This window comes from Hymenobacter metallicola (assembly GCF_004745645.1).
Taxonomy (GTDB): Bacteria; Bacteroidota; Bacteroidia; order Cytophagales; family Hymenobacteraceae; genus Hymenobacter; species Hymenobacter metallicola.
In genome coordinates this window covers 303,350-322,144 of sequence record NZ_SRMB01000001.1, presented here as the reverse complement: position 1 = coordinate 322,144, position 18,795 = coordinate 303,350, and the positions used below count along the sequence as shown (strand labels likewise).

Below are 18,795 nucleotides of genomic sequence, written 5' to 3'. Positions count from 1 at the left end.
CGCAGCTGGCCGCCCATTTCACCTCCTGCTGAACCCCAGTGGCTACGGCGCGTTAAACCAAGCCTACCTTATCCGCTACGCCCTGCTATGAAACCCCTGTCTCTTCGCCACGCCGTGGTGGTTATTACCGGCGCCACCAGTGGCATTGGCCGCGCCACGGCCCTCACCTTTGCCGAGCACGGTGCCACGCTGGTGCTGGCCGCCCGCCGGGCCCACGTCCTGGCCGAAGTAGTGGATGAGTGTGAGGAGCTGGGGGCCCGCGCCCTGGCCGTGCCTACCGACGTCACCGATGCTGCCGCCGTGCAGGACCTGACCAAAGCCGCCCTGGCGTTTGCGGGCCACATTGACATCTGGGTTAATAATGCCGGTAGCGGGGCCGTTGGGCGGTTTGAGGAAGTGCCCCTAGATGCCCACGAACGGGTTATTCAGCTCAACCTGCTGGGCTACCTCTACGGGGCCCACTGCGCCCTGCCCCACTTTCGCCGCCAGGGCTACGGCACGCTCATCAACGTTATTTCGCTGGGTGCCTGGGTGCCCGAGGCCTACACGGCTTCCTACAGCGCCAGCAAGTATGGCCTGCGGGGCCTGATGGACACGCTGCGCACCGAACTCAGCAACGAGCCCCGCATCCACGTCTGCGACGTGCACCCTTCCTATATCGACACGCCCGGCTTCCAGCACGGAGCCAACTATGTGGGCCGCGTTATCAAGCCCGCTCCACCGGTATTTCCAGCGCAGAAAGTGGCCGATACCATTGTGGCGGTGGCTAAGCGGCCACGCCGCACCACCATGGTGGGCTGGCCGGCCTATCTGCTGCGCTGGACCTATGCCCTGGCTCCCGGCCTCATCGACCACGCCGGCCGCCGCCTCTTCGACACCTATTTCCAGCAAGCCAAACCCGCGCCCGTGGGCGAAAACAGCCTGTTTGAACCCAACCCTGCCCCGCACGGAGCCGATATTTCCGGGGGGTGGCGGCAGCCCGCTACGCCGCGCAACGGGCAGTGGCTGGGGGCCGCCTTGGTAGCTGGCCTGGCCGTGGGGCTGCTGGCCTGGCCCCGCAAAGCCCACTAAGCAGCAAGGCCCCTGCATAATTCCTAGCGGACTTTCGCCCCCAGCATACCAGTAAAAAAGCCCAGCAGGCTGCCGGGCTTTATTAGTGAAATACTTTCGATAACCGGGAGGTAGCTCCACTGCCTCGCCGCTAAATCAGGTCGAAGGCGCGGGCGTACTCCATTAGGTCGAAGGCGGTGGTGGCGCCCAGCTTCTGACGCACGTTGCGGCGGTGGGTGGCGGCAGTCAGTTCCGAAATATGCAGCAGGCTTGCTATTTCGGGCGCCGAGTGACCCAGGGCCAGCAGGCGCAGCACATCCCGCTCCCGGGCTGTGAGGCTGGAAAAAGCCGTCCGGTGGCGGCGCAAAAACTGGTTTTCGTCGATCAGGCGCTGCACCTTGGCGGCGAAGTGGTTTTCGGGGTGCAGCGGAATGGCCATGCCCATTACCAGCAACGGGCCGCCCTGCTCGTCGGTCAGCAGGCGGCGCATGGAGGTCAGGTACCAGCTCCAGCCCTCCCGCTCGGTGGTGCGCACCTGCTGGTAGAACGTGTGCACGTCGGGTACCCCACTTTCGTACATGAGCTGGAACACCCGGGCCATGTACTCATCCGACTCCACGGGGTTGAAATACGTGGGCGAAAAGTCGGGCCCCAGGGCCATCAATTCCTCCAAGGTAGCGCCCAGTAAATCGAGGCCCCAGCGCGAAAGGTAGCGCACGGTGCGGGTCGGGACGTGGTGGATAATCACCACGGCCGGGTACTCATCAGCTGTGGTAGCAATTTCGGCGATTTTGGCAGTAATACGCTCTTCGTCGGTCATGCAGGGCAGGAAGTCAGGTAGTAAAAAAGTTCCATGGACTGGGCAAAGAAGTGCGTGCGGAAGTTCCGCAACTTACCATTGTTTCTGGCCATCTGTATTACCTGAGTACAAATTTTCCCAGGCTCTGCCAACCCGTCTGTCCTCTCCCTAGCGCCGCTGGGCACAGCGCCGTCTGGGAGGCTACCCATGCACAAAAAAGCCCCGGCAAGAACCAGAGCTTTTTCTTTAGGACTATAGCAGCGACTTACCGGCGACCCACTGCCTTGGCGTCCTTGCCCTTGGAAGCGGCTACCGGTGGCAACTCCCGTTTCAGGAATTCTTCCATTTCCGTCACCCGGTCCTGGCTGATGTTATCATTGACCAGAATGACGAAGCTCGTATTCTGCTCGGGATAGAGCACGAGGCGGGTATTAAAGCCGGGGAAGTGACCATTATGGAAGATGCGCCGCTGCCCGGCGGGGTCCGTATCCAGCATCCAGCCCAGCCCGATGCGGCCCTGCCAGGCCGGCTGATGGGTCAGCTCCACGGCGGGCTCCTTTTCCGAGAGGTTGGCCTGCGCGTAGGTGAGCAGGTCGGCGGGCGTGGAGCTCAGGGTGGTGCCGCCCCAGTAGCCGGTGTAATTGGTATGATGCTGGGCCCGGCTGCCTTCGTAGCCGACAGCAAAGCGGGTCTGCTCCTTGTCCGAGAGGATCCGCTTGGTGTCTTTCATGCCGAAGCGCGACTGGACGTAGCTAGTAATCAGCTGCTCGTAGGGCTGCTGGTACGCCCGCTCGAGGACCAACTGCAGCACCAAGATGCCCAGGTTGTTGTAGCGGTAGGTAGTGCCGGGCTTGGTGGCCAGCTGAAAGCCGTGCATGGCCTGCAGCAGGCTGTCGGCGGTGAACTGGTTGTAGTAGGCCGTTTTCACTCTAATATCCTGGTGCTCCTTGTCGAATTTCGCCTGGGTTTCCTTTGAATAGGTCCGGGCCCGGCCGGGAATGCCCGAGGTATGAGTGGCCAGGTCGAGCAGGCGCACTGGTTGCCCCTCAAACTCCAGGTTGGGATATTGCCCGGGCAAGTACTTGCGGATATCATCGGTGAGCTGCACTTTTTTATCCAGCACGGCCTGGGCCAGCAGCGTGGTCACGAAGGTTTTGGCCACCGAGCCCATGTTATAATAAGTGGTTGCCGAGGGCAGGCGGCCACTGCCTTTTTCTACCTCCCCATAATTGTAGAAGTAGCGCTGCCCCTGCCAAAACACCCCAATGGACATGCCTACCGCATCAGGATTCTGCATGTAGAGCGTAGCGGCCCGGTCGACGGCCTGGTCGAGCGGGGTGCGGCGGCGGTTGTCGGTCAGCACCGGGGTGGCCCGGGGCGTGGGCTGGGCAATGAAGTCGGAAAGGAAGTAGTCGTCGAGCGTGCCCGGGGCCGACGATACCCAGCGGACCCGCAGGTTCTGCTTTTCGCCCCGCCAGGCAAACTCGTGGACGTTCTGCCGCTCGGCCACCGGGCTGCTACCCAGGATACGGCCGGTTTTGGCCTGGAGGCGGCCCAGGAGAGCTGTCATGCTGCCGGCGGGTTCCAGCTTTTGCAGGGCCGGACTGCCGTAGGCCTCGATGGCCTGGAAGTCGCCCCGGTTGAAGCGGGCCACCAGCGTGTCGTTGAATTGGGCGTAGGAAGTGAAACCCGTCGTTGGGGCCTGGGCCAAACCCGAAAGCGGCGCCCCGGCCGTCAGCGCCAGGCAAGGCAGGAGTACTTTAAGCATAATGAGCTAGAAAGGATGGGTAGAACAAGAAGGATAGAGCAAGTTGCATATAGGTACCGGCAAGCTACACAACTAACCGCAGCTATGCAGCCGGAAGAAGGCTAAATCAGCGTGAGCCACGAGCTTCTTATCCTGTTTCGGCCGAGTCCTGTTCTACGCCTTCGCCGGTCCTTGCCGGCGTGCGGGGCCGGGCCCGGTAGTGTACTTACCTACTTGCCCCTACAGAAACAGCGGCCCCGGGTAGCTACCGGGGCCGCTGTGAAGGGCTCTAAAACAGATCTGGCCGCTACGGCAAGGGCTTACGCGACACGTATATCACGGCGGGCAGCTTGCCTTTTGGGGTAATCACCTCGCCGGTAGCCTCATCAAAGCGCAGGCCGGAGGCTCCTACATACAGGCGGTTGTTCGAGTCGAGGTACACCCCGTTAAGATAATGCCGGGCGGGCAGGCGCATGGCTTTCGATTCGTTGCCCGCTACGCGCAGCAGGTCGGAAGCCAATACCAGCCGGGAAGTGGAGTTGGGCTGGGGCTTGAAGTTTTCCCGCACCTGGTACGTAATCCCCGCCGCTTCGACGCGCCCGATAATCTGCGTCAGGTTGCGATACTGTCCTCTCGGATACGCTACACTCGTGTAAGTCCAGGTTTTGCCCAAATCAACCGTAAACATGTCGGCGTAGCCCGCCAGGGGCTCGCCCTCCAGCAGAGCGGGTAAGGCTCGCAGGGCAAACACGGTGTCGTGGCGGGGCAGCAGGTGCACGGGACCGAAAAAGTTGTACGACTCCTGCCAGGTTTTGCCCTGGTCGGCAGTCGAATACACTTTCTGATTGGTTGATACCAGCAGGGTTTTATCCAGGTCGCCCGCCATGGAGTAGGCTTCGTCGCCGGAAAACACGGTTGAAATTTCGAGCTTTATCCAATCCGGATCCGGCGCTTCGGCTGGCGCTACGGCTTCTTGTTTCTGGCAGGCCGTGGCCAGCAGGCCGGCAATCAGGAGTAAAGAGTACGGTCTCATAAGTAAAGCGGGCAAGAATGGGACACTATAATAAAGGCCTGGCAATTTCTGGCATAGGGTAGCAAGGTACTAGTATTGCATCCAATAGCAAGCCCGTAGCTAGTAGCTGAGCAGCGCCGGCCGGCCCCAATTGCCCGGCGACCCTTATCTTGACCGGCCCTGGCTCTTGAAAACTCGCCGACCACCACCGGGTGCAGTACCCATTTCCTTTCCACCACTTTTCTTTCCCTCTCATGGACCACACGACCCGAAACACACTGGTAGCCGAACTGACGGCCCTGCTCAGAAAAGGCTACGCCCACGCCTCTCTCGAAGAAGCCTGCGCCAACCTTCCCCTGCCCCTCGTGAATCAGCCCGTGCCGCAGGTGCCCTACACCATCTGGCAGCTGGCCGAGCACCTGCGCATCGCCCAGTGGGACATTCTGGAGTTCAGCCGCAACCCGGACTATGCGTCACCCGAGTGGCCCGAGGGTTACTGGCCCAGCGCCGACCCCGTGGACGAAGCTACCTGGCAGGCTACGCTGGCCAGCCTCACCCGCGACCGGGAAGCTTTTATTGCCCTGCTGCAGGATCCGAGCCTGGATTTGCTGGCTTCCTTTCCCCACGGCACCGGCCAATCATTGCTGCGCGAGGCCATGCTCATCGCCGACCACAACTCCTACCACATGGGCCAGCTGATTCTGGTGCGCCGTCTGCTGGGAGCCTGGGAGTAAGCGGCAGGGCTGTCAGTCATACGTCGGGCTGCTCACGCTGGCTGGGTTTCCGCCATCAGCTGCCACTTCATGCGGGTATAGGCCACGCGGAAGCCATTTTTCTCGGCGTTGCGCTGCGACTGGCTGCCCGGCAGCGCGCCCATCATGGCCAGCGTGCAGCCCTGCTGGGCCGCATAGTGCAGGCGGGCAGCCAGCAAGGCCGACTGAGCCCCCTGCCGTCGACCGGCGGGCACGGTGCTGGCGCCCATCAGCAAGGCTACGCCCTCGTGCATGAACAGGCCCCCGGCAGCAATTGGCTGCCCCTGCAGCTCGGCCAAGAACGGCGCGGCCCCTGCGCTGCTGGCGCTCAGCTGCCCATAGGCCCGCATGAATTCCTCCAGCCCGGGACTCTCGCTGGCCCAGCCCGCGGCCGAGGTCTGGGACCAGAGCGGTACCTCGTCGGGGCCGATGCGGCGGGTGCGCAGCTGCGGGGTGGGCAGCGAAGGCGCGGCCTCCTCTGGGCTCAGGGCGCGGTAAAGCACGTTGGTATACTCGATGGGAACGTAGCCGCGGGTGGGCAGCAGGGCCAGCAGCGCCGCATCAGCCAGAGGGCTTACTTCGTGGTAAACCGGGGCGCCGTGCCCGGCGAAAAACTGCTCTATCTGCGTTAGCTCGGCGGCGCCTACCGCCTCGAACAAGCCCAGGCCAAAGCTCTGAGTCAGGGGCGACTCTACCCCGTCGAACATGGCGTAGGCGCCGGCCACGGCTATCCAGTTGGCGCCGCTGCCGGGAAACAGGCGCTGCCGGGCCTCAACGAAGTTAGCGTTGGCCTGGGCTTCGGTACGCTCCAGCCGCCGGGCCAGGGCAAGGTCAGAAAATAGCATATGGGTACTATATTCAACGGGTTAGAGCACCAAGGTAGTGCTTCGGCTCTGCGTGGCAGTGGCCCGCACCTCAGTTGGGCCGTAAGCCGAACCACAGTACGGTCCAAGTCCTCCGTCTGGTTGTAGTCCCGACTAGGGTGGCTGGACGGCGGCCATAGCGGGCCGTTATTTACTCGACTCCCAGCTTCTCCATATTTTTCTTTCCTATGAACGCTCTGATTTTGCTTCTATTGAGTGGCTTGCTGGGCGGCGCCAGCCTTCCCGCCGCAGCTCCGGCTACCAGCCCGGTCCGGCAGCCAGCCATTCTGGTATTTCACAAAACGGCCGGTTTCCGGCACAAGTCTATTCCCGACGGGCTGCGGGCCTTGCTGAAGCTGGGGCAGGAAAACCGTTTCCGCGTAGATACCACTGCCGACAATACCCGCTTTACGCTGGCCCAGCTGCGCGCCTACCGCGCCGTGGTGTTTCTGAACACGACAGCCGATGTACTGAACCCGGACCAGCAAGCAGCTTTTGAGCAGTACATCCGCGCCGGCCACGGCTTTGTGGGGGTGCACGCCGCCTCCGACACGGAGTTTGATTGGCCCTGGTACGGCGGCCTGGTTGGGGCCTACTTCGTGAACCACCCGAAGGTGCAGCCCGCCACGGTGCGCGTCATCGACCAGCGCCACCCGGCCACGGCCCACTTGCCCGCCGCCTGGCTTCGCACCGACGAGTGGTACAACTTCCGCAGCCTAGCCCCCGACCTCACCGTGCTGGCCACCATCGACGAGACGACCTACTCGGGCGGGACCAACGGGGCGGCTCATCCTTTCGCCTGGTACCATCGCTACGACGGGGGCCGGGCGTTTTACACGGCGGGCGGCCACACTCCCGAAAGCTACCAGGAGCCGGCTTTTCTGCAGCATCTGCTGGGCGGTATTCGGTATGCCATGGGGAAGTAACGGCCGGCCTGGGGCAAAGCAGCCCGGGTCCCGAGTTAGCACATCAGCGGGCAAACCCTAGTATATTAGCAGGATTTTGCTCACCTGATTTCCCCTTTTACGCTTGCACTTGATGTCATTTTTACGCCGCAGCCTGTTTACCGCTGCTTTGGTAAGCAGCCTGACCGTCGGCAGCTTCGCCCAAACTTCCACCCCAGCGGCTCCGGCCAGCCCCGCCCCGACTTTGCCCACTCCACTGCTGCGGCCGGCCCAAGTGACGGGGGGACAATACAAGGACTACCTCACCAAGCGCTACGCCAACGACAAGGAGGCCCGGGCCGTTGTGCATCTCTTTGGTCGTAAAAAAACCGGCGGGGCCCTGTGGCTGGCCACTGGCGCGGGGGTCATTGTGCTAGTAGCTGCCCAGACCGGCTCAAAAACGACCAGCTCCGGTACCACCACCACGACAGTTACGCCCCTGGGTTATGGTCTGCTGCTAGGCTTGTTTGGCAGCGTAGGCATCGGCAAGCTGGCCCGCTTCAACAACGAGAAGCTGTATCAGTGCCTGGAAGCCTACGAAAAGGGCCACTCCTTCCCAGACTTTGTCTATGATTATCTGACCGAAAAGGACTATCAGTAGGACCAGTTCTTCGGCCTGGCCGTCTCTACTACAGCCCCAGCCGACATGACCGGGGCTTTTTGATGCTCCACTAGTTCCAGTATAAGCCACTACCGCGCCGGCGGAGCCAGTGCTAAGCCCGGAGCCGGCGGGAAAACTACCCAAGCCCCAGAGGCAATTACGTAAGCGCAAAATCAGGATTTAGACTCATAGCCGGGGCCAACTAGCTGGCTAGCTTTGCACTACCTGCTTCAACCATCTTGCTGCACGCATCATCTGGCTGCGAAAGCCGAGCAGCAGTGGTCTTGTCTTCACAGCCCCCTACCCCGTCTTGCCATGCGCTTCCCTCCCGTCACCTCGAAATTCTCGCCGCTGCCAATCCTGCCGGTCATGTCCATCAATCTGGACACCACGGCCGCCACCGAGCTAGTACGCACCTTACAGCGCACCCGCCAACGATACCCACGTCTGCTCATCGACTGCGGCAATCTGAAGTGCCTTCGTACGCTGGGCGTAAGTCACGTCATTTCCGAGCTGCTGATTCTGCACCGGGCCGGGGCCCACGTGTGGCTGCGCAATGTTACTCCGGTGCTGCACCACTGCCTGGCCTTGCTGAAGCTCACCGCCCTATTCCGGACCCTGCCCGCGGCCGCCTAGAAAAGCCCTGGCAGAGCGTAGCGGCTGCCGGATTACCACACATGCCGGTGCCGCCCTTCGTATTTTACTTCAGCAGCAGTTACTGACCGTACGCAAAAAGCCCCGGCCTGCGCAGGCCGGGGCTTTTTTGTAAACACCAGATAGTTCTGCCGGGCCTTAGCGCGTGAGTACCAGGCGTTGGGTTAGCGTATGCCCCTCCGTTACCAGGCGCAGCATATACACGCCCGCCGGATACGAGCTGGCCAGCAGGCTTACCTGCTTGGTGCCCGTGGCGGTACCGGTAGCTACCTGCCGCACCAGGCGACCTTGCAGATCGTAGAGGGCCAGGGAGTAAGCCCCGGCCTGCGGTAGCGTGAAGAACACCTGCACCAGGCCCGCGCTGGGGTTAGGGGCCAACTGCATTTCCGGCGCTGCCGCCGACAGCGTAGCCTCTGCCGTAGGCAAGGCGGTGCGCGCCTGCCCCGAGCAGGTAGTGCCCACCGTATAGCTGAAGGGGGTAGCCGCCGAGTTGCGCTCGGGGCCGCCGGCGCCCACTTGGTAGGTGAAGTAAAGGCTGGTCACCGTGCCGCTGGCAATGGCCTTGGTGAAGGTAAAATCCCCCGCCGCATTCTTGGTCATGGTGTAGCCCGGGTAGCCGCCCGCGCTGCCTTCGCGCAGATACAGAATAGCCAGGTTGCCGCCTACCGTAGCCCCAATCGGGTGGAAAGTAAACGTAACGCTGCCGTTGCTGGTCACGGCTCCGTAGCTGAAATCGGCCGTGGTGGCGCAGTAGCCGCCGGGCGTGGTGGTGCCATTCACCGTGACGCTCACCGCCGCGGAAGTCGTGACGGCACCAGCATTGTCGGTAGCCTTGGCCGTCAGAGAATACGTGCCGGCCGCTACACCGCTCCAGCTGAAGCTGTAGGGGGCCGAGGTGTCGGTGCCGAGTAGCGTAGTGCCCCGGTAGAATTCGACCTTACTCACGCTTCCATTGACATCGGCCGCATTAGCCGTGATGGTGATAGTAGCTGGTGCGCTGAAGCTGGCGTTGTTGGCCGGCGAAGTCAGGCTGACCGTCGGCGGGGTGTTGGTCGGCGGCGTGCTGCCGCAGCTGCCCACTACTACGCTGTGCGGCGTTTGGCTGGTATTTTTCTCCCCGCCTTCGGGCACGCTGTAGGTGTAGTAGAAATATACCGTCTGGCCCGAAGCCGCCGTCAGCGTGAAGGGCGTATTGGCCTGGACCGCGTAGCCCGGGTACGGCCCGGCAGCGTTGGTGCCGTAGTACAGCAACAAGGTAGTACTGCCCACACCCGTACGACCGGGCACAAAGGTAAGGGTGGGGTTGCTGCTGGCCGACGAAACCGCGTAGGTATAGTCGCCGCTGGTGGGGCCGCCGGTGCAGGAGCCGCCCGGGTTGGTGGTGCCGTTCACCGTGACGCTCACGGCGGCGGAAGTCGTCACAGCTCCGGCGTTATCGGTAGCCTTGGCCGTAACCGAATAGGTGCCGGCGGCTACACCGCTCCAGCTGAAGCTGTAGGGCGCAGTCAGGTCTTCGCCCAGCTTGGTAGCACCCTGAAAAAACTCGACCTTGCTCACCGTGCCGTTAGCATCGGCCGCGTTGGCCGTGATGGTGATAGTAGCCGGCGCGCTGAAGCTGGCATTGTTGGCCGGCGAAGTCAAACTAACCGTAGGAGGCGTGTTGGTGGAGGCGCCGGTGTAGGTGAACGTCAGACGGCCCACGTTCAGGCCCCCTTGCGTGAAGCTCAGGCGCAGCACATGCTCCCCGGCCGGCAGGTTCAGGCCGGTAATGGTTTTGGTGGCCCAGGTACCCCAGTTGCTGGTGGTCGTCACGGTCTGGTCGGCGCTGATGACGTTGCCGTCTACCGACAACGAGAACGGCCCGCCCCCGCTGGGGTTGCCGGCCGCGTAGCGCAGGGCCAGGGTGTGGGTGCCGGCCGTGGCCACATTCACAGTGTACTCCAGCCACTCACCGGCATCCACCCAGCCCACGGTAGCTCCTTCGGCCCCATCCGACACGGCATCCACGTTTTCATTGGTGCGGAAAGCCACCGTCGGGGCTGGCTCATACGTGGCCTGGTTGCCATCCGAGGCATCGTTGTAGCTGATGCCCTGGCCTTTGCCGCCCGGATACGTGTCGTACTTGCCCGCCTCAATGGTGCCCGGAATGGGTTGGGGCGTGCCCGTGTAGGACGCCTGCTTACCGACCTGCACCGCGGCAATATTGGTTACCTTAAACAGGGAGCCGGCGTACACTTTCGCGTAGAAGTTGTGAATAGCCACGGGCAGGTTGGCAGCCGTGCGGGTGTAGGGCGCGGCCGTTACCGTGCCCAGGGACGTGCTGCCATCGAAAAACTCCACGCCCGTAATGCCGGTGCCGGTGGTGGCTACCGTCAGCGTCACGCTGCCGTTGGCGGCTACTTCCGTTGCGTTGGCCCGGATGGTACCGGCCACGGCCACGTCGCGGCTGGTGGCCAGCTTGCGGGCGGGCACCTGGAGCGAGTAGCCATCCGAGAAAGTCACGGTGATGGGCGCGCTGGAGTAGTTATGGGCCACGTAGGTTTTCTGGCCGGCTTTGTTGAACACCACCGCTTCGGGGTTGTTGGCCGTCACGGTCGGGTCCAGCTGGCCCAGGGCGTTCATGGCGTGCAGCCAGTAGTAGGTCTGGGCATCCGACACCCCGAACTTAATAGCGCGGTTGGGGTAGGAATCGTAGAGCTGAATAGCTTTCACCGGGTCAATAAAGGCCAGATATTCCCACAAGAGGTCGTGCCAGGTGTTGGGGTTGGCCTCGTTCTGCAGAATACCGGTGTTCTGGGTAATTTCGGTCCAGAGCTTCTGCACGTAGGCCTTGTTCTGGCCCAGATACAGGGAGCCGCCGTGCATGGGGTAGAGCTGAATGCCATAGACGGCCCGGATGTCGGAGGTCCAGAAAGTGCCCGCATCGTAGCCCGCGCCCCACACCCGGCCCGTCGCGCTGTAGGCATAGTCGGGCTGGAAGGTACGGTCCCTCACGTCGAACCAGTACTCTTCAATGGCAACTTGCTCGGTAGCGTAGAGGTAGATGCCCAGGTCGCGGGTGGCCTTGTTGCCGGTGATGGCGCCCCAGTGAATCAGGGCCGAGTTGAACTGCATGCTCTCGGACGTCGACTCCTGGTTGTTGCCCATCGGCGAGCTGGCAAACCCGTCGGCCCAGGCGTGGCCGGCGTAGGGGTCGAAGTTGCGCAGGAAGGGAAACTTGGTGTCGGTCCGGCTCGGGTTGGCCGCGTCGCGGATCAGCATATTCACCATCTCGCTCCACTGGCTGGCCCAGCCGGGCTGATACTGCTCGACGAAGGCAGCGGCGTGGATAAAGTAGCCCCAGTGGAAGTGGTGGTCGTTCAGGTTGTCGTCCTGGTGGTGGCCGGCCGGGTAGCCCAGCAGCGTCGACCACTTGGTGTCGTAGTAAAACAGAAAGGCCTTTTCCCCACCTTCCACCGACAGCCAGTCTTCCAGCCGCGTCTTGATGGTGGTCAGGATTTTGTCGCGGGCCTCGGTGTTGCCGGCCTCATCGGCAATGCGGGCCGTCTGAATCAGCTTGTTCATTTCCTGGCCTTCGTTATAGGAGTCGGTCCACTCGGCCAAGCCATTGTTTTGCAGGGCTTTGACTTTCTCATTCAGCTTCACGGGGCTGAAGCCGGGGCTGTAGTTATCCAGATACGGCAGCGTAGGCAGAATGCCCCGGAACGTGTAGGCCGTCGAAAACGTGTTGGAGGCCAGCATCTTCAGCTGCCCCCGCACCGAGGGATACACCTGCCCCGCGGGCTGGGCCGAGCCACTGGCCAGATAGCCCCACTGGTGGGGCAGCAGGCCCTGGAGCACAACGTTGTTGGTGCCTTCCTTCACGGCGGGCGTCACGGTGAAAGTCGTTTTCAGCGCGGACGTAGTTTCCGTGTACTGCCAGTCGACCCGGGTGCTGCCGGGAAACACGTAGGCGTACTTCTTGTAGTCGTTGGCGGCGGCCAGCGCATCGGCGGCCGTCGGGTTCAGAAAGGCCATCGACCAGTACGTCTTCCCGTTCAGCGTCGAGGTGTAGGTGCCCGCGTTGTTGGTCCAGGTCGAGCCCACGGGCGCGTACACGGCATAGTCGGCTCCGTTGTAGGAGTCCCGAATGAGCAGCATTTCGTTGTTAATCGTCACTGTGCCCACTGTTACTTTCACCGCGGCTACATCGGCCGCCCCTTTGGTGAAATACACGAAAGGCATACCCATGCCGATGGTGGCGTTGAAGTCGTTTGAGTTGCTGCGCCAGTTCATGGTTACGGTCCAGTCGGAGAAGTCCGACACGGTAGCCCGCAGGGCGTTCAAGCTCTGCACGCCCACGGTAACGGCCATCACGTCGCTGTTGGGCTGCCGGTATTCCTTGGGGCCCGACGGCGGAATGATGTAGTTCACCACCAGCCCTGTTTCGTGGGTGCGCAGGGCCAGCGGGTAGTTGAAGATGTTGTTGACATGGTCCCGTTGCAGCTTGGCCGACCAGAACTCGTTGGTCGGTACCGGCTTGGTGGCGGCTACGCCACTGACGAGCGGAGAGCCCGGGGGCACGGCGTTGCGCCCGGCTTCGTCGGTACCCGGAAACTGGGTGGTGTAGCTGCCCGAGCCCACGGGCACTATTTGGCTCAGGGCGGGCGCGGCGCTCAGGCTCAGGCCCAACAAAGAAAGGGTTAGGGCTTTCCATGCGCGGAGCCGGAGCTTACGCGACGGAGCCAACTGCCCCGGCAAACTGCCGGGCAGGTGGTTAGGTAGGGATATACCCATAGAGTGAAGTGGTTGGTGGGGTTTATGAAAAGGAATAGAGCAGCGCACAAAAACCTGCCGGCGGCAGGCAAAGCCGCTCAACCACGGTGGGCGTGGAAGTAGCGGTACATAAGTTCTATGGCAGGTAGCGCCAGAGGACGGCACTACGCGGAGGTGCTATACTGATAGATATCCCAATTCACCCAACTTCTCTCCTGTCAACTTGCATCTGCAAAGCGTGTGCAGCAAGTGGCCGCGCGCTGAAACGAAGCTTTACAAAGCTAATTTTTTATCATTCCAGCCACACTATCTACTGAAAATAAACTCTTTACACACAATTTAGCACGAACTGCACACTTACAAACGGCTACTTAGCTACCGCCCACACTTTGTTACTCAAGCGTATACCGGGCCTTCCTCTACTTTATTGTCTATTCACACTATAATTTAACTTTCAGACAATTATGCAAAAAGGCCGTGAGCAATACCTGTATTGCCCACGGCCTTTGCCTTAGTTATAGTGCCATCATGCATTTGCGCTTACGACACACCCAGAAGAATTACGAGCTGCACGAGAGCGTGGCGCAACCCGGCTTCTCCCGAGCCCAGTCGGGGCGCTTGGCGGCTAAATCTTCGTGCTCGGGCTGCTCGGCAAACGGAGTTTTGAGCACTTGCATCAGCCGTTCCAGTACCGACAGGTTGCCGGCCTCGGCAGCTTCGATGGCCTGCTGCGCCAGGTAGTTACGTAGCACGTACTTGGGGTTGGCACTAAGCATCCGTTCCCGGATAGCCTCGGGTGCGGCCGTTTCCTGTTGCAGGCGCAGCAGGTAGCGGTGCAGCCACTGGGTCAGGCTCTGTTCTTCTTCCGGCGACGTGGAGTACGCCGCCGCTGCCAGCAGCTCCGGCCAGGCAGTGTCGGCCGAAGCCGGATGCCGCAGCACGGCTGGGGCCGCGTGCGAGAGGTGGCGGAAGAACAGCGTCATATCTACTTCGGCCCCGGCCAGGGCTTCGTGCAGGGCTTCAAACAAGGCTTTATCCTCCTCTGGGTTCTGGCTGGTCAGGCCCAGCTTGTGCAGCATCATCTCGTGGCGGGTCTGCTCGAACGTAGACGAGTACAAGTCCAGACCGGGGCGCAGCAGTTCAGGGTCGGGCACCAGGTGCGCCAGGGCGCGGGCCAGCTGCCACAGGTTCCAGAGGCCCACATTGGGCTGCTGCCCGTAGGCGTAGCGGCGGGAGCCAAAATCGGTGGTGTTGGGCGTCCAGTCGGGGTCGTAGGGCTCCAGCCAGCCGTAGGGGCCGTAGTCGATAGTCAGGCCCAGGATACTCATGTTGTCGGTGTTCATCACTCCGTGCACGAAGCCTACTGACATCCAATACGCAATCATGACGGCCGTGCGGCGGCAGATTTCCTCGAACCAGCGCACGTATACTTCCGGCCCCGTAGGCTCGCCCAACTCGGGGTAGTAGCGCCGAATGACGTAGTCGGCCAGGGCCCGCAGGTTGTCGAGTTCCCCCGCCGAGGCCATCATCTGGAAGTTGCCGAAGCGTACAAACGTAGGGGCCACCCGGGCCACAATGGCGCCGGGCTCGGCCTGGGGGTTGCCGTTGTAAAACATGTCTCGCACGACCAGGTCGCCGGTGCCCACCAGGCTCAGGGCCCGGGTGGTGGGTACGCCCAGGTGGTGCATGGCCTCACTGCACAGAAACTCGCGCAGGGACGAGCGCAGCACGGCCCGGCCGTCGGCGCGGCGCGAGTACGGCGTGGGGCCCGCGCCCTTGAGTTGAATTTCCCAGAAGGTGCCATCAGTGGCCGTTACCTCGCCCAGCGAAATGGCCCGCCCATCGCCGAGCTGCCCGGCCCAGGAGCCGAATTGGTGGCCGCCGTAGCGGGCGGCAAAGGGCTTCATGCTGCCCGTCACCAGGTTGCCGGCCAGGGCATCGACGGCCGAGCCCCGCTCCGTGGGCTTGGCCAGGCCCAGAAAAGCGGCCAGGTCGTCGGACCAGGCCAGCAGCCGGGGATCTTGCACCGGGGTGGGCTCCACGCGGGAATAATGGTAGCCGGGCACCTGCCGCGGGCGGTTCAGATTCGAGGTGTCGCCGCGCAGCTCCTCCACAAAGGAGTTCTGAAAAGAAGTCTGATCTATCGTCGGAAAAGCAGAAGACATAGCAAGTGGGTGGTTTGTAGAAATGAGGTAACCAGCAGATTTCCGCTGCCCCGGGCCGGCCGTTGGGGTATACTGGCAGCGTGCCGTAGGGGCTTAAACGTGGAAAGGAAGGCCGCAAGTTCGCCAACCCGCTTCCCGCCCTCTTGTTTTGTCAGCTAGTGTTGGGCTTGCCGCCGGCGAGTTTTTCGCGTGGCCGAGAATCGGTATTTTGCCTTCGCTATGAACCGCTTCGACCGTATTACCGCTCTTCTGATTCAGCTCCAGGCCAAGCGCGTGGTGAAAGGCCCCGAGCTAGCCCAGCGCTACGGCGTGAGCCTGCGCACCATCTACCGCGACCTGCGTACCCTGGAGGAAGCCGGGGTGCCGCTCTGCGGGGAAGCAGGCGTGGGGTATACGCTGGCGGAGGGCTACCGCCTGCCGCCGGTTATGTTTTCGCGGGAGGAAGCCACGGCTCTGCTCACGGCCGAAAAGCTGGCCGCTCAGCTCACCGACGCCCACACCGCCCAGCTCAACCAGACGGCTATGGACAAGCTGCGGGCTGTGCTACGCCGCGCCGACCGCGACTATCTAGAAGAGTTGGGGTCGCGCATCCGCGTCTTTGGGGGTACCCGTCGCCCCGCCCTACGCGCCCCGGCTGCCGGCACCCAGCAGCCCCTGCTCGATGCCATTGCCCGCCAGCGGGTGGTGCGCCTGGAGTACCGCGCCGGCCACCAGGGCACGCCCTCCCGCCGCGACGTAGAGCCCATCGGCGTGTATTTCGGGCAGCATTGGCACGCAGTAGCCTTTTGCCGCCTGCGGCAGGAGTTCCGCGACTTCCGCCTCGACCGGATAGTAGGCCTACAGGTGCTCGACGAAGCTTTTGCGCCCCGCCCCGATACGCTGCAGTCATACTGGGCCGAGCTGGCCAAGGAGCGCCAGACCCAAGTAGCCGTGGTGCGCTTCGGGCCGCAGGTACTCGGGCAGGTGCACGAAAACAAGCACTACTACGGCTGGAAGCAGGAACAGGCCCCGGACGAAGCTGGCTGGGTGGAAATGACCCTGGTGCCCGGCTGCCTGAAGCACTTCAGCCGGTGGCTGCTGCTATTCGCCGGGCAGGTGCAGGTGCAGGCGCCAGCCGAGCTACAAGCCCAGGTGCGGGAACTGGCCCAGGCCGCCCACGATTTTTTTTGCGTTCCGGTCGAAAGCTACTGACATAGAGCTGTCAGTAGGCGGTGCGAGGTTTGGGCTATCAATCACCCCTAACCCCCTACAAGCCCATGGAAACTACCCTGGTAGCCCCCCTCGCCGTAGCCTTCAGCACCGAACTGCTCGAAGAAGCCAAGCTCACCCGCCGCGTCCTGGAGCGCGTGCCCGTGGCCCAGTCCAACTGGCAGCCCCACCCCAAGTCGATGACGCTGGGCCAGCTCGCCCGGCATACCGCCGACCTCATTGGCTGGATCAAAGATACGCTCGACACCACCGAGGTAGACGTTGCCGTATTCGACGATGCGCCAGTGACGCCCATTACCAGCACCGAGGACTTGCTGGCCTACTTCGAGCAGCGCACCGAGGCTGCCTCCACGGGGCTGCGGCAAGCCACGCCCGAAAGCCTGGAGCAGCTCTGGACCATGCGTAGCGGCTCCCAAGTACTGGTTGCGCAGCCCCGGGCCGAGGTAGTCCGCCACCTCATCAGCCACATGATTCATCACCGCGGGCAGCTAAGCGTGTATCTGCGGCTGCTCGACGTGCCGGTGCCGTACATCTACGGCCCCACGGCCGACGAGGCTACCTGGTCTTAACTGGCTCGTCTTCCGTAGCTCTGGCTGGGCGTTGCAACACGTTGTTGGCACAGCAGCCGGAGCTACGGCAAGGCGCTGGGGCTGTGCGTCAGGGGCAGTTGCAAACGCTCCACGGTTTCGCCTTCGAAGTCGAATTCGATTAGAACAGCCGGCTCGTCGCCAACCACCCAGCCATCGTGGCCCGGCTCAATAGCCACGGCCTGGGGCGCCACAAATGATTCAACGACCCCATCGGCGTACTGAATGTTAATCTGGCCATGGGCCAGGAACCCTACGTGCGCGTGCATGCACAAGGGAGTGCCCACAATCTTTTGTAAATGGGTCGACCACCGGAAGCCCACTGGGTATACGATTCGCTTCACCCGTGCGGCCCCGGTCGGCACCACATCTACCTGTACGCCTCCCACTTCACGCCGCGTGGCCCCTTTCATGGGGCCCAGTAATGAGTCTGGCTGGTTCATAGGTTTGCATTGAAATACAAAGAAATAGGACAATTATTCCGTTAGCCAACACCTTCATTGGCAGCCTATGCGTAGGCAGCAGCGTTTTGAGGGCTACCTTCTGGTTCAATATAGAAAAAAATCGCAGCTCCAACCTAGCTATCTGCATTTTGCAACCCTCAAGCCGTTCCCTACCGTCCTCTTCACCGAGCAGCAACCACCCTAAACCTTGGCTTTTCTTCAGGGTTTGCCGATAGCAGGCGGCAAGGAATAATTCAAAACACAAAAGCCGTACCCTCACCAGGTACGGCTTTTGGCTGATGCAACATCCTACCGGATTCTTCTATTTGCTTTCGCCATCGACGGGCTTGCCTTGCTGGTGCATATTGGCCGCTACCAGGTCATCGGGAATGACGTTGCTGACGGCCACTTGCACCTTGTTTTTAAGGCCGGAGATAATCTTATCTTTGCCAGCTAATAGGGCTTCGTAGCCGTCCCTGGCTACCTTGGCCGGATCGGCTTTGGTGCTTTCGGCTACCAGCTTGGAACGCTCCATATCCGCCTTGCGGAAGAAATCAGTGTCGGTTACCCCGGGCAGCAGCGCCGTGATGGTCACGCCGCTATCCTTGGTTTCTTCCCGAATGGCTTCCGTGAAAGAGGTTACAAAGGCCTTGGTACCGTGGTAGACCGACTGCAGCGGGCCCGGCAGCTCGCCCCCGATAGAAGACACCTGCAGGATCTTGCCGCTGCCGCGGGCCACCATTTCCTTCAAAAAGCACTTGGTGAGCACCACGTAGGCCCCGATGTTAAGCTGAATGATATCCAACTCCCGGTTGATATCGGTTTCGATAAACTCCCCGTACTGGCCCTGCCCGGCATCATTCACCAGCACTTCCACTTCGAGGCCCTGGGCCCGCACCGTTTCGTACACTTCGAAGGGAGCTTCGCGCTGAAACAGATCCTTGGCCAGCGGCACCACCCGGATGCCGTACTCCTGCTCAAACTCCGCGGCCGTTTTGTCCAGCTCCTGCTGGTTGCGAGCCACAATCACGAGGTTATACTTATCCTGGGCCAGGAGCTTGGCCAGTTCGTAGCCGATGCCGCTGGTGGCGCCCGTCACGAGGGCAAATTTCTGTTCGTTAGCCATAGTTTTTTAGGTTAGGTAGTGGTACACAGAACTTTCCCTTACGGTGTATTCCACCAGCCGTTTTGAAAAAACAATGGCTGTTGAGCTT

At 61.8% G+C, this 18,795-nt stretch carries 15 protein-coding genes; 7 read left to right on the top strand and 8 right to left on the bottom strand.

Translation table 11 applies throughout. The features are described 5' to 3' along the window. Positions 1-87: 87 nt before the first annotated feature. On the top strand, positions 88-1,071 hold the full coding sequence (locus E5K02_RS01350; RefSeq protein WP_135391512.1) for an SDR family oxidoreductase: 984 nt from the start codon (positions 88-90) through the stop codon (positions 1,069-1,071). A 130-nt stretch (positions 1,072-1,201) separates the two neighbouring features. On the opposite strand, the gene E5K02_RS01345 is transcribed toward E5K02_RS01350, so the two are convergent. The 3 genes from E5K02_RS01345 to E5K02_RS01335 all read right to left on the bottom strand — a co-directional run bounded on the left by E5K02_RS01345 (position 1,202) and on the right by E5K02_RS01335 (position 4,629). Continuing rightward, entirely contained in the window at positions 1,202-1,870 is a 669-nt protein-coding gene (locus tag E5K02_RS01345) for a response regulator transcription factor (RefSeq protein ID WP_135391511.1), read from the bottom strand. A gap of 244 nt (positions 1,871-2,114) precedes the next feature. Beyond that, positions 2,115-3,617: a serine hydrolase domain-containing protein gene (locus E5K02_RS01340; protein ID WP_135391510.1), complete on the bottom strand. Its 1,503-nt coding sequence runs from the start codon at positions 3,615-3,617 to the stop codon at positions 2,115-2,117. Between the two features lie 286 nt (positions 3,618-3,903). Next, the gene (locus E5K02_RS01335) at positions 3,904-4,629 is read right to left on the bottom strand and encodes a hypothetical protein (protein ID WP_135391509.1); all 726 of its coding nucleotides are present in this window, start codon (positions 4,627-4,629) and stop codon (positions 3,904-3,906) included. Positions 4,630-4,862: 233 nt separating this feature from the next. Here E5K02_RS01335 and E5K02_RS01330 point away from each other — a divergent pair, with 233 nt between their 5' ends. Further along, on the top strand, positions 4,863-5,342 hold the full coding sequence (locus tag E5K02_RS01330; RefSeq protein WP_135391508.1) for a DinB family protein: 480 nt from the start codon (positions 4,863-4,865) through the stop codon (positions 5,340-5,342). A gap of 32 nt (positions 5,343-5,374) precedes the next feature. Here E5K02_RS01330 and E5K02_RS01325 read toward each other — a convergent pair whose 3' ends face one another. Beyond that, on the bottom strand, positions 5,375-6,205 hold the full coding sequence (locus tag E5K02_RS01325) for a GNAT family N-acetyltransferase (RefSeq protein WP_135391507.1): 831 nt from the start codon (positions 6,203-6,205) through the stop codon (positions 5,375-5,377). A 206-nt stretch (positions 6,206-6,411) separates the two neighbouring features. On the opposite strand from E5K02_RS01325, the gene E5K02_RS01320 reads away from it, so the two are divergent. The 3 genes from E5K02_RS01320 to E5K02_RS01310 all read left to right on the top strand — a co-directional run bounded on the left by E5K02_RS01320 (position 6,412) and on the right by E5K02_RS01310 (position 8,404). Then, a complete protein-coding gene (locus E5K02_RS01320; RefSeq protein WP_206025915.1) occupies positions 6,412-7,149 on the top strand; it encodes a ThuA domain-containing protein in 738 nt (245 codons plus the stop codon). Between the two features lie 112 nt (positions 7,150-7,261). Beyond that, positions 7,262-7,768 (top strand): hypothetical protein, encoded by a 507-nt coding sequence (locus E5K02_RS01315; RefSeq protein ID WP_135391506.1) that lies wholly within the window; start codon positions 7,262-7,264, stop codon positions 7,766-7,768. Between the two features lie 315 nt (positions 7,769-8,083). Continuing rightward, positions 8,084-8,404 (top strand): hypothetical protein, encoded by a 321-nt coding sequence (locus E5K02_RS01310; protein ID WP_135391505.1) that lies wholly within the window; start codon positions 8,084-8,086, stop codon positions 8,402-8,404. Positions 8,405-8,560: 156 nt separating this feature from the next. On the opposite strand, the gene E5K02_RS01305 is transcribed toward E5K02_RS01310, so the two are convergent. Then, a complete protein-coding gene (locus E5K02_RS01305) occupies positions 8,561-13,198 on the bottom strand; it encodes a glycosyl hydrolase (protein WP_135391504.1) in 4,638 nt (1,545 codons plus the stop codon). 539 nt (positions 13,199-13,737) lie between these two features. Beyond that, positions 13,738-15,342: a protein adenylyltransferase SelO gene (locus E5K02_RS01300; protein ID WP_135391503.1), complete on the bottom strand. Its 1,605-nt coding sequence runs from the start codon at positions 15,340-15,342 to the stop codon at positions 13,738-13,740. A gap of 219 nt (positions 15,343-15,561) precedes the next feature. On the opposite strand from E5K02_RS01300, the gene E5K02_RS01295 reads away from it, so the two are divergent. Together E5K02_RS01295 and E5K02_RS01290 are read left to right on the top strand one after the other, a co-directional pair. After that, the gene (locus E5K02_RS01295) at positions 15,562-16,533 is read left to right on the top strand and encodes a helix-turn-helix transcriptional regulator (protein ID WP_135391502.1); all 972 of its coding nucleotides are present in this window, start codon (positions 15,562-15,564) and stop codon (positions 16,531-16,533) included. A 65-nt stretch (positions 16,534-16,598) separates the two neighbouring features. After that, positions 16,599-17,120: a DinB family protein gene (locus E5K02_RS01290; RefSeq protein ID WP_135391501.1), complete on the top strand. Its 522-nt coding sequence runs from the start codon at positions 16,599-16,601 to the stop codon at positions 17,118-17,120. Between the two features lie 62 nt (positions 17,121-17,182). Here the strand turns inward: E5K02_RS01290 and E5K02_RS01285 are convergent, their stop codons facing one another. Next, positions 17,183-17,581, bottom strand: a complete 399-nt coding sequence (locus tag E5K02_RS01285) for a cupin domain-containing protein (RefSeq protein ID WP_135391500.1) — start codon at positions 17,579-17,581, stop codon at positions 17,183-17,185. Positions 17,582-17,903: 322 nt separating this feature from the next. Then, the gene (locus tag E5K02_RS01280) at positions 17,904-18,707 is read right to left on the bottom strand and encodes an SDR family NAD(P)-dependent oxidoreductase (RefSeq protein ID WP_135391499.1); all 804 of its coding nucleotides are present in this window, start codon (positions 18,705-18,707) and stop codon (positions 17,904-17,906) included. Positions 18,708-18,795 lie beyond the last annotated feature (88 nt).